Consider the following 13,994-nt stretch of genomic DNA (forward strand, 5'->3'; position numbering starts at 1 on the left):
GAGGGGGCAGCTGTGAGGCGCAGCGGTGTATTAATGCACATCAGCAGTTTACCTTCCCCATATGGCATTGGTACTTTGGGGAAGGCTGCTTATGATTTTGTCGATTTTTTATGGGAAGCAAAGCAAAAATATTGGCAGGTGCTTCCGGTTAATCCAACGGGGTATGGGGATTCCCCTTACCAGAGTTTTTCTGTTTTTGCGGGAAACCCCTATTTTATTGATTTGGAACTCTTGCAGCAAGAAGGGTTATTGTTGGAAGAAGAAATCCAACAATGTGATTTTGGTGGAAGTGAACATTATGTGGATTACGAAAAGATGTATACTTCCCGTTACCATTTGTTAAAGTTGGCATTTTCCCGTTCCCATTTAAAAGAGAACCTGGAGTATCAGCAATTTTTAGAGGAAAACCGATTTTGGTTGGATGATTATGCCTGCTATATGGCAATCAAGGAACGGTTTGGAAACCAATGTTGGCTTTCCTGGGATGAAGGGGTTGCGACTAGGTTCCCGATGGCAATGAAAATATATCAACAGGTCTGTAGTAAGCAAATTCGGTTTCAGAAGTTTATGCAGTTTTATTTCTATCGCCAATGGAAAGCGCTGAAACAATATGCGAATGAAAAAGGAATTTTGCTAATTGGGGATATGCCTATTTATGTTGCGTTGGATAGTTCGGATGTTTGGGCAAATCCAGAATTATTCCAACTGGACCAGAAAACAAAACGTCCTATACAAGTAGCGGGATGTCCTCCAGATGGATTTAGCCCCACTGGACAACTATGGGGGAATCCTCTGTATCATTGGGATGCAATGAAACAAAATGGATACCAATGGTGGATTCAACGGACAGCAATGGCTAGCAAGTTATTTGATGTCATCCGGATTGACCATTTCCGTGGATTTGATGAATATTACGCGATCCCTTACGGGGATAAAACGGCGGAAAATGGGCATTGGGAACAGGGACCGGGCTATGAGCTGTTCCAGGAGATAGAAAAAGCTTTGGGAAAACAGCATATTATAGCGGAAAACCTGGGCTTTTTGACGCCAAGTGTGTTTGAGCTGCTGGAGAAATGTGGATTCCCAGGGATGAAAGTGCTGGAATTTGCGTTTAATCCATGGGAAGATAATATGTATCTTCCTCATAACTGTGGGAAAGATTCTGTTGTTTATACTGGAACCCATGATAATGATACTGTCCGTGGCTGGGCAGATTGTATGCCGCAAAATCAAGTAGAATATGCCATGGACTATTTGGATGTAACCCAAAAAGATCAGTTGCCTTGGGCTTTTATCCGTGCTGCATGGGGAACAGCCTCTCAGTTGGCCATTGCACCAATGCAGGATATTCTGGAACTAAATAACGATGCAAAGATGAATACCCCTTCTACCTTAGGCTGGAACTGGAAATGGCGTATGGATCGCCATGCAATCACACCAGAATTAGCCCATCGATTGAGAAGAATAACGGAAATCTATCAACGTGCAGCATATTAATAGCATCAGTGGATTTCCATAAAGCAATGAAAAATAGGTAGGCTTTTTTGCCTACCTATTTTTTATGGAGTTAATACAAATCATTTTAAGAAGGATAAATGTATAGAATTTTTTATATGTTATAGTTAAAGGTTATACGATAAATTAGTGATAAACCCTTAAAAAAACAAGTAACTTAGTAGTTGTTTCGATAGTTAATTGGTAACCTCTCTAAATAGAAGAATTTTCTGGGTTTTCCGGTGATAAGGGTTGGATAAACATCACCAAAAAAGCAGACAACAAAAGGGCACAACAGATTAGAACAGATTTTTCCGCAAAAAAATGGGAACACCAAGCCCCTATTCCTGCTCCTAGAATAAAAAATAAGATGATGCCATAATACTGTAGACTTTTATTCCGTTCCTGTTTGTCTTTTGTAATATGATATTGAAAGAGTTTTTCAGTGGCGCTGCGTAAATTCCCGGTACACATTGTAGTGGCGTATGCGTTCCCATTTACTTTGCGGAAACTTTGTACTTGTAGAGAACAGATAAAAGAAATTGACACATTTGCGATTACATCGAATGTCCCTCTAGGAATAAAAGCAACTATAAGTAATATGATAAATTCTGCACCAACAGTAATCTGCCTCCAATGGATATTAGTATGTTCCCGAAAGGTTCTTCGGATTAATTCAGATACCAGTATTCCAGCTGCAAAGGCAACAATAGGGATGAAATAATACAATACTTGAGTAAACTTTCCTCCTGCTAAATTAACTCCCAATAGCACAATATTTCCTGTCTGTGCATTGGCAAACACGTGCCCACGTAATAAATAACTATAAGCATCTAAAAAACCGCCTGTAACAGCCAATAACGCTCCAATCAAAAATGTTTCGGACATCTGCTTATCCTTTTTGAATGGCATGAAGCATCACTCTTTTCTTTTGGTATAATATGAATTATAAAAAATAAAATATGTCATTCATTATTTATTATACCAGATTAATAAGGAGAAAGAAAGGAATAAAATGAAATAAAGCTCTATAAAACTTGCAATTTTAAAGTTGTGGTTATCGTAATAGAGCATAAGCTATCGTATTATAAGGAAGCATTAAATAGGAAGAAAGATACTTTATCAATTTAATCGTTTATAGAACAAAGGATTAATTTTAACAGAAAGGTTCACTAGACATGTGTTTTGTATGAAAAAAGCCCATACAGAAATTCTGTATGGGCTAAAATAATTTTTTATTTAATGATACGGATACGGATAACACCTTCAATTTCGTTTAATTTTTGTTCTACTACATTACCATTTCCATCAACGTCCAACATGGTATAAGCATATTCCCCACGGGAAGTGTTCACCATATTTTCAATATTTAAACCATTATCAGAGACCATAGTGGTTATCTGGGAGATAATGCTCTTTATATTTTTATGGATGACACAGATTCTTGTATCACCTGTGCGATCCATATGAGCTGCTGGCATGTTAACAGAATTTTTGATATTTCCGTTTTCTAAGAAATCCATCAGTTCTTCCGCAGCCATACTTGCACAGTTATCTTCGGATTCTGGAGTAGATGCACCTAAATGAGGTAATAGGATGACATTTTCTTTTCCTAATAAATCATTATTGGCAAAGTCAGCTACATAGCAGCCAATTTTATTGGCATCCAAAGCTTGTGCCACATCAGCGGTATTTACCAGTTCACCACGGGCAAGGTTGATAATGCGAACACCGTTTTTCATCATTGCAATGCTTTCGGAGTTAATCATCCCTTTTGTGTCCGGTGTTGCAGGAACATGAATAGTAATATAATCGCAGTTTTCGTAGATTTCTTTTAAGGAATTAGAATGGTTTACTGCTTGGGATAAATTCCAGGCGTTATCAACTGAAACATATGGGTCATATCCATATACTTTCATACCTAATTCAACAGCAGCATTGCACACCAGAACACCGATAGCACCTAAACCAATAACCCCTAATTTTTTGCCTTTGATTTCTGGGCCAGCAAACTGGGATTTTCCTTTTTCGCATTGTTTGGTGATTTCAGCATCAGTTCCTTCTAAGCCTTTTACCCATTCAATTGCGGATACAATCCGGCGGGAAGACATCAGCAATGCTAAAATAACTAGTTCTTTTACAGCATTTGCGTTTGCACCAGGGGTGTTGAATACAACGATGCCCTGTTCTGCGCATTTATCTAGTGGAATATTATTGACGCCAGCTCCAGCTCTTGCAATACATTTTAAGGATTTTTCAAATTCGTATTCATGCATGGAAGCAGAACGGACCATAATAGCATCAGGATTGGTGATTTCATCCCCATAGTTGTACCCTGTAGCAGGGAACTTTTCTAATCCAACTGGGGAAATCTTATTTAAAGTTTTAATATTATACATAAATAATCCTCCAATGGTAAAACCAAAGATTAGGCGTTTTCTTCTTCAAATTTTTTCATAAATGCTACCAACGCTTTTACTCCTTCTACAGGCATTGCGTTGTAAATAGAAGCCCGCATACCGCCTACAGTACGGTGCCCTTTTAAGTTGACAAAACCAGCAGCTTTACTTTCTGCTACAAATTTTTTATCCAGTTCTTCATCCCCAGTAACAAATGGAACATTCATCAAAGAACGGGAACCTGGCTCTACAGTACCTTTAAATAATTTAGAGTGATCTAGGAAATCATATAAAATAGCTGCTTTTTCCTCGTTGATTTTTTTCATATTTTCCAGGCCGCCAATTTCTTCTTTTAACCATTGGCAAACAAGACCACACATATAGATGGAATAGGTTGGTGGTGTATTATACATGGAACCATTGTCCGCATGGATTTTATACTGGAACATGGTAGGAGTGCCTTCTTGTGGTTCCCCAATTAAATCTTCTCGGATAATCACAACGGTTAAACCTGCTGGACCCATGTTTTTCTGTGCTCCTGCATATAACACGCCAAATTTGGATACATCCAAAGGCTCGGATAAAGCCATAGAGCTGATGTCCGCTACCAGTGGAACGTTTCCTGTTTCAGGTAGTTTTGGCCACTTTGTACCATAAATAGTGTTGTTTAATGTAATATGTACGTAATCAGCTTCTGGATCAAATTTCATTGCATCTACATCCGGGATATAGCTAAATGTTTTATCAGCAGAAGAAGCAACCTCATTTACAGTACCATAACGTTTTGCTTCTGCCATTGCTTTTTTAGACCATTGTCCTGTTGTCACATAATCTGCTTTATGGTTTTTGGTCATCAAGTTCAATGGAATCATAGCAAATTGAGAAGATGCCCCACCCTGTAAGAATAATACTTTATAGTTATCAGGAATATTCATCAATTCACGAAGCAAAGACTCACAAGATCGAATAATTGCCTCATATTCTTTAGAACGGTGTGACATTTCCATAACGGATTGCCCGGTAGCTCCATATTCCAGCATCTCATTAGAAGCTTTTTTCAGCACCCATTCCGGCATCATAGACGGTCCTGCGCTAAAATTGTAGACTCTGCTCATTGTAATTCCTCCAAATAAATTTTAATGTAATAATGATAAGGAAATCCATTCAATTGTTAGGTTCCCTGAATAATGGTGATCTAACGAATAAGGTTAGATTACATATTAAATCTATTATAGACCTAAATAGTATAGTACGTCAATGGGTATGTTAAATATCTAACATAATTTTTGAAACACAGTTTAAACCTACCAATTATCAACAGTTTTTATTAGTTAATTTAACCAAAGATTTTTGTTTCTTTATTATATGCAAAAAACTAAAATTCCTTTGTATAAAAATTATCCCAATGTTCCATAATACTAATGTTCCACTTTAAAACAATTTTGTTTTGAGGGGGTGTTTTGTGAATTTAAAATAATGGAGGAATTATTGCATGAAAAAGTTAAGGTTCGGAAAATCAAAATTTTCCGGAAAAGGATTTTATATAGCATTGGCAATCAGTTTAGTTGCAGTAGGTACCGCTACTACTGTAGCAATTTCAAAAACAATTGGGGATTTATCTGGTGATTCCCTCAATCTTCCTTCTACAAGCAGTGTCAGTGAGTGGGGATATTCCGATGTAACAAAAGATGTAGATAATACCAAAAGCGATATTCCAAAGGTAAGTTCTGCTGCTCCTTCTTCTGCGCCGGCTTCTTCTCAAGAACCTGTGTCTTCCGCTGCTACCCAAGCAAAACAGGCAAAGTCAAATACCTATGCGATGCCTGTTACTGGAGAAATTACCAAGGAATATTCCAATGGAGAATTAGTAAAATCCGAAACTATGGGGGATTGGCGAACTCATGATGGGATTGACATCAAAGGGGATGCCAATACACCAGTGAAAGCCTGTTGCGATGGTACAGTTAAAGAAATCAAAAATGACCCTATGTGGGGAACCTGTATTACATTAGAACATGCCGATGGATATACTAGTTATTATTATGGGTTATCTGAAACTGCCCAGGTAAAACAAGACCAAACAGTTGCGGTTGGAGATGTAATTGGTACCATTGGAACCACCAACCAGTTGGAAATAGCAGAACCTTCCCATCTCCATTTTGGCATGAAAAAAGATGGAAAATGGATTGACCCTACTAGTGTAATCAAGTAGTTGATTATAAAAAATAATATTTTTTCAAAAAGCTTTTCTTGTGGCAACTGTACGCCGTGATGAAGGAAAGCTTTTTCATTTTATATCTCTATATTATTATTATATAGTAAAAAATAAAATTTTAACGCTATTATTTGCATAGAGGATAAATTGTAATTGAAATAGAATAATTGTTTCCATTATATCAGATCTATAGGTTAGAATTTATTTTTATTGTATTGCACCGAAAGTGCATATAAGCAAGATAAAATAGTTCCAGTTAAAGCAATCTCTAGGCTGGAATAAAAATCAACTCTTATTTTTTATAAATTAATATGGTAAAAAAACACTTGCAAATCAATTTCAATTGTGGTATACTAATTGAGTAACTTATGGGGGCGTAGCGCAGCTGGGAGCGTGTCTGAATGGCATTCAGAAGGTCGTGGGTTCGATCCCCATCGTCTCCACCAATCACACATTGACAGTGTGGAGATGTGTGATTCTAAATGGGAGCATAGCTCAGCTGGGAGAGCATCTGCCTTACAAGCAGAGGGTCATAGGTTCGAGCCCTATTGTTCCCACCAATCAAAAGTGGAATTACCAATCAGTAGTTCCACTTTTTTATTATGTTAAATATTAATATTTGAAAAAACATCTGGTAGATACCTTCCAGATGTTTTTTCTTTTTAACATAATGATGAAATCAAATTTTTGAAATCGTTATTTTGATTTTACTAAGATTTAAGATACAATTTGTTTAAATATGATAGAAGATACCGCTTCATTACTTTACAATAGGATTGCGATACAATCGTATGTAGTAAAATTAACAGGAGGTAGTTATGAAGGTAAAAGAAGTAGTGAAGAAGTTTAGCGTGGTTGTTATGTCAGCCGCTATTCTGGTATCTTCTCTTAATATCGGTTTAATAGCTAGTGCTACCAGCGAAAAAATCGGTATGGGAGATATTAACTTTTCCTGGAGTAGAGAAATCTATAACGATGTTTCTCTCTCTCATATCATGAGTGAAAATGAAAGTGGCATACAAAAAGCATATACCACAGAATTTAATCCAACAACCTGTGAAGTAAAACCAGTATTAAATTATGGTGATTATGTTATGGGTGGGGATATTATGTCCGATATGATCTCACAGGTAGAGCAAAATGGTGATAAAGTAGTATTTGCCATTAATGGCGATGCTTACGATACTTCCAATGGTGTATCTAATGGTTTGATGATTAAAAATGGGCTGTTGATTTCTACTTCAAACGGAAGCGAAGCAGTTGGATTTAAACAAGATGGTACTGTTATTTATGGTTCTACTAATTTAAATATCAAAGCAACAACAGGTGATACCACCATCCCAATTGCCCATGTCAATAAGGAAAGAAAACTGGATACCAGTAATGTATACTTATTAACAGAACAGTTTGATAAGGCCACACGTTCTACACAGCCAGGAGTTGAGGTTGTTTTAAATGTAACAACCGATGGCTATCAGGGGGTTCAAATTGGTAAATCTATTACAGCCACTGTAGAGAGTGTAAACCAGGTAGCTGCTAACCCAGATAAAAATAATACACCGATTGGGAAAGGGCAAATAGTTCTTTCCGTCCATTCTGACAGCAGTCAATATGCCACACTAAGTGGATTGTCAAAAGGGCAAGAGCTTACCATTGATGTGCAAAATAATAATGCTGATGTAGACTGGAGTCAGGCACAACAGGCATTAGGGATTTTTCATGTGCTGATGAAAGATGGTGTTATAAACGAAAGTGCTCTGTCTGATACAGCAGTTCACCCGCGTACCGTATTTGGCACAAAAGCGGATGGTACTGTTGTTCTATTCCAATGTGATGGACGCCAGCCAGGTTTTGCAGATGGTATGACATTTACTGAGATTGTAGATTATATGAAAAGTCTAGATTGCGTCAACATCTTTAACTTTGATGGAGGCGGAAGTTCTACAATTGCTGTTACACTGCCAGGGGATGAAGAGGCTACAATTTTAAACCGTCCTTCTGACGGCAATGAACGTGCAAATTGCAATGCTTTATTATTTGTTGCGACTTCTGAGCCTGTAGAGGGCAACCCAGTACAAAAACTGCATGTTTATCCAGATACAACAGAAGGCTATGGCACAAAAACTTTATTGCTGGAAAACGGTAAATTAGGGTTCCGTGTAGGAGCAACCGACAATAATTATCATTATACAACAGTAGACCCGGAAAACCTTGTTTATACAACAGAAGGGGATATTGGAACAATTGAACAAGATGGTGTTTTAACAGCGGCATCCGGTACCCATGAAGGTAAAGTAATTGTAAGTACAAAAGATGGTTCCGCAAAAGGAGAAATCGAGGTTAGCACAGTAGATAGCATTACAAAATTAACTGCTGACCGTTCCATTTTATCCGTTGCCCCTTCTGGAACAACACAGCTTTCTTTCACAGCGGAATACAATGGTATTCCAGTGGAACTGACCAGTGAGGCATTGAGCTTTGAATTATCCGATTCTTCCTTAGGTTCTATCCAGTCAGACGGTACTTTTATTGCTGCTGATACCCAAGGAACAGGAGAACTGCGTGTTTCTTATAAAGATTATTCCTTAGTCATTCCTGTAGAGATCGGTAAATTACCAGTATTACTAAATGATTTTGAACAGCCATTAGAAGAAACAGGCTGGATGTGGAGATATACAAACCCACAAAATGGCGGTAGTGGGAAAATGTCCATCAACTATGATGAACGCTTTGTTCGTACTGGGGATGGCTCTCTGAGAATTGACTATGACTTTGCAACAAAACCTGTAACAGGGACTATTGCCATTGAGGCTGGTCCAAAAGATACCTTTTATTTGGAAGGCCAACCAAAAGCAATTGGATGTTGGGTATATGGCGATGGCAATGGCGCATGGCTGCGTATCCAGTTGGCACCTGCTGCCTATGTAGGCGATACCTATGTAGACTGGGTTGGCTGGAAGTACATTGAAACAGAGATTCCATCTACTGCTTCTTTCCCTTATCAATTAGTTTATGGCGTACGTTTACTGTGTACTCCAACTACACCAGTTCAAAATAAAAAAGGCACTATTTATGTAGATGGCTTACGTGCTGTTTACGATTTTAAAAATGACGATACCAAAGCGCCAGAGCTAGTTCCTGGTACAGAAGTGACACCAGCTGATGGCGCTACAAACGTAGGGCATCAACCAGATATTTCTATGACGGTATATGATCCAGCTGCGGAAGGGGAACCATATACTGGCATTAATACAGAACGTACAAAACTTTGGATTAATGGCAAGGTAATGGACAATGTGTTACATGAAGTCCAGCCAGATGGTTCTGTAAAAATAAATTATATTCCATCCGCCTTGACATCGCTTCGTTCTGGACTAAATAAAATCAAATACCGTGTAGAAGACAATGCAGGAAATAAATTTTTTAAGGAATGGTCTTTTACCGTAGAAGGATATAATGTAAACCTGGAGGAAATCAAGCCGGAAGGAGAAAAAGCCTCTGCGGGAAGTACGTTTGATTATATTATCAACGCAAACGATTATAAAAACTTTGAACAGTTTGACCTTGACTTAAGCTATAATCCTGAATATGTAACCCTGGTTTCTGCTACTCCAGATAGCCGTGTGACAGTACAGAACCAGGAGATTGATGAAGAAACCGGCTCTATCAAATATACCTTAACCGGAATGAAGGATTTAGCAAAAGATGAAAATAATCCTTTGGTAAAGCTTCGTTTCCAGGTACAACAAAATGCTGGCGGTTTAACTGGAATAACAGTAAACAAAGCTGTAGTACGTGAAACTGGAGAAGTAGAAGGGACAGACTTAGTTTTGGAAGGGTATGACAAAGAAATTGCGTTTAAATATACCCTTAGCTGGAACGGTTCCACAGTAGGTGGACAAACTACACTGACAGTAAAAGACAGCGAAGGTAATCCAGTACCGAATATTGGATTCCAGGTAACCAAAGATGGGCAGGAAGTTGCTTTGGAAGGCGTTACAAACGAAAACGGTCAGTTGGAAACCAGTTTATTTGGCAGTTATCCAGCAGGGAGCAATTTTGAAGTTTGGGTAAAAGACCAAGATGGCGCTTTGAGTAACCGTGTTGAAATCCCGGTATTTGAAAGCTTGGGCAGCCCAGATCCTTCTAAAATTGTGGTAACAACAGGGGAAGACCCATCTACAAGTGTTGGAATCAGCTGGGAAACCAGTTTGGATATTACCCAAGGCAATATTGTAATTGGCAAACAAAGTGATTTATCCGATGGCAGAACAATCGCAGCAACCAATAAAACAATCTTAACGACTTTAAATTCTTACGACCGTAACTATCAGGCATGGGATGTGTCTGTAAACGATTTGGAACCCGATACCACTTATTACTATAAAGTAGGACAAGGGGAACATTACAGCGAAGTGAAAAGTTTCACCACAACTCCAGCGGCAGGAAACGATGTAACAATTGGGTTTTATGGAGATATCCAAGGTGCATATAACCGTTTCCCAGATGCAATTGAATCTCTAAAGAGCCTCTATCCAGATATTGATATGAGCTTGATTGCTGGGGATGTATCTGATAATGGACACATTTATACAGATTGGTCCTCGATTGACAGTAACTTTGGAAGTTATCTTTCCAGTGGCATTTGGGCGGCAACAATCGGAAATCACGATTCTTACTTTGACGCTCAAACCTTTACCTCATTCTTTAATGGGCCATCCAACGGAACCTACTCCACCCCTAGAAACTACTGGTTTACAGTGGGCGATATGGTAATCTACAATTTGGACACCGAAGCGGTATATAGTTATGACCCTGACTTTTCCGGTCAAATCGCTAAAATGAAAGAAGTATTCAACAATTCCGATAAAACATACAAAGTTGTATTGATGCACCGTTCTTCCTATCCGTTAAATTACGATGAAGCGGATGTACGTGAACTCCATACTACTTTTGATGAATTAGGGGTTGACCTGGTTCTTTCCGGACACGACCATATTTACAGCAGAACAGAAATGTACAATGGAGAGAAAGTAACAGATGGTCAGCAAGGCACAATGTATATTGTAGGTGGCTGCTCCTCTGGTTCTAAATTCTATGATGCAGATAGCAATGGAAGGCCTTGGCAAGATGTTGTATATGATGAGAACAACCCTGTATTTTCTGTGTTAAAACAGCGGGACGGAAAACTTTATTTTGAAGCATATGCTATGGAAAACGGCGAAACCAAAATGATTGACAGTGTTGAAATTCAAAGCCATAGTTTAAAACAGGTAGATAAAACAATTTTAAATTCTGTAATTGACTATGCAGAAGACGCAGCCGATAGCCCTGAATTTGATAATGTAATTGCAGATGTTCAAAAAAGCTTTACCTTAGCTTTGGAAAACGCAAAAGCAGTGGCAGCAGATGATACTGCGGTACAAACAGAAGTGGATGCAGCATGGCAGGCATTGTTGACCGAAATCCATAAACTAGGCTTTGTCAAGGGGGATATTACTTCTTTAGAAACTTTGGTAAAACTGGCAGAAACTTATGATATGAATGATTTTGTAGAAGCTGGCCAAAAAGAATTCCAAGACGCATTGAATGCAGCACAGGCGATTATTGCGGACAAAGACAATGCAATGGCTGGTGAAATTGAAACAGCAGAAACCAATCTATTGAATGCAATGTTGAACCTGAGATACAAAGCGGATAAATCCATCTTGGAAAAAGTAATTTCGGAAGCGAATGAAGTTGATGCTAGCACATACACAGCGGAAAGTTATGCAGTATTGACAGCAGCAGTAGCGGAAGCAAATGCAGTCATGAAAAATGAAAATGCAACCCAGAAAGAAGTAGATACGGCAGTGCAATCGGTACAAACAGCATTGGATGGTCTGGTAGCAGTAGATGGAACAGCTTCAGAAGAAACAATATCATCCACTGATGACGTAGCAATTCAAACCGGACAGAAATCTACAACAACAAAATCAAAAGCAGCAAAAACAGGGGATGTTACCCCAATTGCAGGAGCCGCAGCATTGGTAGTAGCGGGCGTAGCAGTACTGTTATTGCAAAAAAAGAAATAATATAAGATAAATACCATAAAAGTTTTTCTCTAATAAAAAATAAAACCGGGGAGCCAATTTGGTTTCCCGGTTTTATTATCCTATATTTTTGAATTTTAGAGAAAGGTAAGATTAACCCATAAGGAATTAGTGTTTCGTTGAGGAAACAGCACTTTTTTTGGAACGGAAACAGTCTTTTAACCATAAAAGGTCTTTTTTCTTAACACAACCCAATGCGAACAATAGAACAATATAAATTACAATTGTAATACAACATCCTGCGCCAATCATTAACCAACCTTGGAATCCGTAGCCGGAAAGTAACTGGCAACCCAGACGTACCAACAATCCAGTAGCAGCGGCAGCAATAGCAGGCTTTACCATCCAATTTTTATAATCTGGCTTTACTCCTGTTACTTTTAATAACCTTCTCAAATTTAATATAGAAGTAAATAGATTACTTCCGATCATAATCCATAGGAATGCTTGAATCCCTCCCAATGGAACAAACAGCCAAATAAGCCCAATTCTCAGAACGGCGTCAATAATATTGTACTGCATTGGCTTCATCTGTTCTCCAATCGCATTTAAGATGCCCACAGTTACCATTTCCAAATACATCAATGGACAGATAAAACAAAGCATTTGCAGCATTTGCCCTACTTGCTGTTCTCCATAAAGGAGAACTCCAATTTCATTGGGGAAAATCATAAATAATGCCACAATGACAACACTCATTAACAAAGTTAATTGTAGCACTTTACGCACAGCACGGCTGACGGTTTGGCATTTTCCTCCCGCATTAGCTCCAGCTACTTCAGGAATCAGTGTGGTAACTAAAGCAGATAATAATGAGGTTGGAAAGGCAAGTAACGGTAATACCATCCCTTTTAAAATTCCATATAATCCAATTGCCTGACTGCTATCTCCACCAGAAAATACTTTTAATCCTGCGATAATCATCAAGTTTTCAGCCAAACGTAGTAAAGAATGAAAAGTAGAACTAAACTGGATGGGTAAAGAAATTTGCAGGATTGTTTTCATGGCAACACGACGTTTATAAACCTGCTTTTTTTCTTTGGTTTTACCTGCAAAATACATACATACGGCATATACACAAGAAGAAATTTCACCAACAGTCATCCCTAAGACAGCCGCTGCACAGGCATATTCATCTCCATAAGGGAGCCATAATTGGATGACTACCATTATAAATGCCATTTTTACAATTTGTTCGATAACCTGTGCAGAGGAAGGCATAAAAGACTTCCGCAATGCGTAATAATATCCTTTGATACAGGCTGCAACTGCCATAAATGGAATACTTGGCGCAAGATATTTGAGGGAAAGTACAGTACGAGGGTCTTTTAATATGTAATTGCCTAAGGGTTCGGCACACCAGAATAACAGAAAGGCAACGCCTAAGCTAACCAGTAAAGAATAAGTAACCGACATACGAAGCACAGTTTTTTTGCTTCCATAGCGGTTGACCTCCAATTGTTCCGCGACCATGCGGGAAACAGCGATACTGATCCCAGAGGTAGCGAAGGTAACCACTAGCATATATAGAGAAAGGACCAGTTGGTAAAGCCCCATCCCTTCGGCTCCTAATTGATTGGAAATATAAATGCGGAAGACAAACCCTAAAATTCGTGTTAAAATAGAGGCGGCTAATACAATGATTGCCCCTTGTACAACAGTTTTTTTACTCATCTAGCACCGCTTCCCATTCTAAATTGAATCATTTTTACAATAAATACTCAGTGAATTATATGGGAAACCATAAAAAAACATACCATAAGTTTTGTATTATGGTATGTTTTTTATTATAGT

General features: G+C 38.4%; 7 protein-coding genes and 2 tRNA genes. 5 read left to right on the forward strand and 4 right to left on the reverse strand.

All coding sequences use genetic code 11. The features are described 5' to 3' along the window. Positions 1 to 12: 12 nt before the first annotated feature. On the forward strand, positions 13 to 1,497 hold the full coding sequence (malQ, locus tag H8Z77_RS11060) for a 4-alpha-glucanotransferase (RefSeq protein WP_186997036.1): 1,485 nt from the start codon (positions 13 to 15) through the stop codon (positions 1,495 to 1,497). Between the two features lie 210 nt (positions 1,498 to 1,707). Here malQ and H8Z77_RS11065 read toward each other — a convergent pair whose 3' ends face one another. The 3 genes from H8Z77_RS11065 to serC all read right to left on the reverse strand — a co-directional run bounded on the left by H8Z77_RS11065 (position 1,708) and on the right by serC (position 5,008). Next, positions 1,708 to 2,406, reverse strand: coding sequence for a YoaK family protein (locus H8Z77_RS11065; RefSeq protein ID WP_286165592.1), 699 nt, complete (start codon positions 2,404 to 2,406; stop codon positions 1,708 to 1,710). A gap of 323 nt (positions 2,407 to 2,729) precedes the next feature. Continuing rightward, entirely contained in the window at positions 2,730 to 3,893 is a 1,164-nt protein-coding gene (locus H8Z77_RS11070) for a 3-phosphoglycerate dehydrogenase family protein (protein ID WP_186997037.1), read from the reverse strand. Positions 3,894 to 3,922: 29 nt separating this feature from the next. Then, positions 3,923 to 5,008, reverse strand: a complete 1,086-nt coding sequence (serC, locus tag H8Z77_RS11075; protein WP_069987077.1) for a 3-phosphoserine/phosphohydroxythreonine transaminase — start codon at positions 5,006 to 5,008, stop codon at positions 3,923 to 3,925. A 377-nt stretch (positions 5,009 to 5,385) separates the two neighbouring features. On the opposite strand from serC, the gene H8Z77_RS11080 reads away from it, so the two are divergent. From H8Z77_RS11080 to H8Z77_RS11095, 4 genes are all read left to right on the forward strand, one after another. Then, the gene (locus tag H8Z77_RS11080; RefSeq protein ID WP_069987078.1) at positions 5,386 to 6,105 is read left to right on the forward strand and encodes a M23 family metallopeptidase; all 720 of its coding nucleotides are present in this window, start codon (positions 5,386 to 5,388) and stop codon (positions 6,103 to 6,105) included. Positions 6,106 to 6,478: 373 nt separating this feature from the next. Then, positions 6,479 to 6,554, forward strand: a tRNA-Ala gene (locus tag H8Z77_RS11085). Positions 6,555 to 6,592: 38 nt separating this feature from the next. Then, a tRNA-Val gene (locus H8Z77_RS11090) sits at positions 6,593 to 6,668 on the forward strand. A gap of 258 nt (positions 6,669 to 6,926) precedes the next feature. Continuing rightward, positions 6,927 to 12,182 carry a phosphodiester glycosidase family protein gene (locus H8Z77_RS11095; RefSeq protein ID WP_186997038.1) on the forward strand — a complete coding sequence of 1,752 codons (5,256 nt, stop codon included), beginning with the start codon at positions 6,927 to 6,929 and terminating at the stop codon, positions 12,180 to 12,182. Positions 12,183 to 12,308: 126 nt separating this feature from the next. Here H8Z77_RS11095 and H8Z77_RS11100 read toward each other — a convergent pair whose 3' ends face one another. Next, positions 12,309 to 13,874 carry a putative polysaccharide biosynthesis protein gene (locus H8Z77_RS11100; RefSeq protein WP_069987080.1) on the reverse strand — a complete coding sequence of 522 codons (1,566 nt, stop codon included), beginning with the start codon at positions 13,872 to 13,874 and terminating at the stop codon, positions 12,309 to 12,311. Positions 13,875 to 13,994 lie beyond the last annotated feature (120 nt).

The sequence above is a fragment of the Clostridium facile genome (assembly GCF_014297275.1).
GTDB classification, from domain to species: Bacteria; Bacillota; Clostridia; order Oscillospirales; family Ruminococcaceae; genus Massilioclostridium; species Massilioclostridium facile.

Bases quoted from the DNA above. Each gene is read 5' to 3' on its own strand.
- H8Z77_RS11065 (WP_286165592.1), bottom strand. From the start codon at position 2,406: ATGCCATTCAAAAAGGATAAGCAGATGTCCGAAACATTTTTGATTGGA.
- H8Z77_RS11070 (WP_186997037.1), bottom strand. From the start codon at position 3,893: ATGTATAATATTAAAACTTTAAATAAGATTTCCCCAGTTGGATTAGAA.
- serC (WP_069987077.1), bottom strand. From the start codon at position 5,008: ATGAGCAGAGTCTACAATTTTAGCGCAGGACCGTCTATGATGCCGGAA.
- H8Z77_RS11080 (WP_069987078.1), top strand. From the start codon at position 5,386: ATGAAAAAGTTAAGGTTCGGAAAATCAAAATTTTCCGGAAAAGGATTT.
- H8Z77_RS11095 (WP_186997038.1), top strand. From the start codon at position 6,927: ATGAAGGTAAAAGAAGTAGTGAAGAAGTTTAGCGTGGTTGTTATGTCA.
- H8Z77_RS11100 (WP_069987080.1), bottom strand. From the start codon at position 13,874: ATGAGTAAAAAAACTGTTGTACAAGGGGCAATCATTGTATTAGCCGCC.